Source organism: Roseateles sp. P5_B10 (assembly GCF_056400485.1).
Window position 1 is genome coordinate 1 of record NZ_JBFULE010001217.1, and the last position, 1,138, is coordinate 1,138.

The window sequence follows — 1,138 nt, forward strand, 5'->3', positions numbered from 1 at the left end:
GGGCACCATAGCCCAGCTCCGGCGGCAGCACCAGCATGCGCGTGCCGCCGACCTTCATGCCCTGCACGCCTTCGTCCCAGCCCTGGATGACTTCGCCGCYGCCGAGGCGGAACTTGAAGGGCTGGCCGCGGTCCTTGCTGGAATCAAACTTCTTGCCACGCATGCCGTCCTTGTAGAGCCAGCCGGTGTAGTGCACCGACACGCGCTGGCCCTTGGCGGCTTCGGCGCCGTCGCCCACCACGCGGTCCTCGTACTGCAGGCCGCTGGAGGTGGTGTGCAGGTTCAGCTCGACATGTTCGGGGCCGCCGGCGAGGCCCAGCAGCTCGACCTCGAAGCACAGCGTCGCATTCGGCGGGATGACGCCGCCGGCGCCACGCGCGCCGTAACCCAGTTCGGCCGGGATGATCAGCGTGCGCTTGCCACCGATCTTCATGCCCTGCACGCCCTCGTCCCAGCCGCGGATGACCATGCCGGCGCCGAGTTCGAACTCGAAGGGGTCGCCGCGGTCCTTGCTGGAGTCGAACTTGTCGGTCTTGGCGCCGTCGACCCAGAGCCAGCCGGTGTAGTGGACGGTGACGTCATGGCCGGCCGCTGCCTGCTTGCCATCGCCTTCGACGGTGTCGTCAAACTGCAGGCCGGTGGGCGTGGTGTTCATGGGAAATCCTTGCTGTGGGGAAAGCCCCGGATTGTCGCCTCCTGGCCCGGGCGGCTGTTTCGTCGCCTGGGAGGTCTTGGTGTCGATTGCTCAGYCCTTTGTTCGTCGTGTCGAAGGGCGCCTTTGCCCTGCCGCTTCTGAGAGAGACGCATGAACTATCTGCTCATCATCGCCCACGACGACGGGTTTGCACCTACGGAGCGCCTCGTTGCGGAGATCATGGACTGGATCAAGTCGATGGAGGCTCGCGGTATTCGAGTCCAGGGCAACCCACTGCGGCCAGCCTCTGAGGCTGTCACCGTGCGCGTGAGGGATGGAAGGATCAGCCCCTCTTCAGGGCCGTTCTCGCGCTCGCGCGAACAAATGTGCGCGTATGAACTCATCCAATGCGCCAGTCTGGACATCGCCGTCGAGGTCGCAGCCAAACACCCGATGGCTGCAGTTGCCACGATTGAGGTCAGGCCGGTGTGGAGCCAGTTGTCG

The 1,138-nt window shown here is 65.4% G+C and carries 2 protein-coding genes and 1 pseudogene; 1 reads left to right on the forward strand and 2 read right to left on the reverse strand.

Going from position 1 to position 1,138, the window contains the following annotated elements; all coding sequences use genetic code 11:
• The coding region (locus AC1DU6_RS32210) for an FKBP-type peptidyl-prolyl cis-trans isomerase (protein ID WP_477862289.1) at nucleotides 1-280 on the reverse strand (280 nt) is incomplete at its 3' end.
• A gap of 30 nt (nucleotides 281-310) precedes the next feature.
• Nucleotides 311-655: pseudogene (locus AC1DU6_RS32215) on the reverse strand (FKBP-type peptidyl-prolyl cis-trans isomerase); the annotation flags it as partial.
• 150 nt (nucleotides 656-805) lie between these two features.
• Between AC1DU6_RS32215 and AC1DU6_RS32220 the strand changes: the two are divergent.
• Nucleotides 806-1,138: YciI family protein (locus AC1DU6_RS32220; protein WP_477862287.1), on the forward strand; the 333-nt coding region annotated here is incomplete at its 3' end.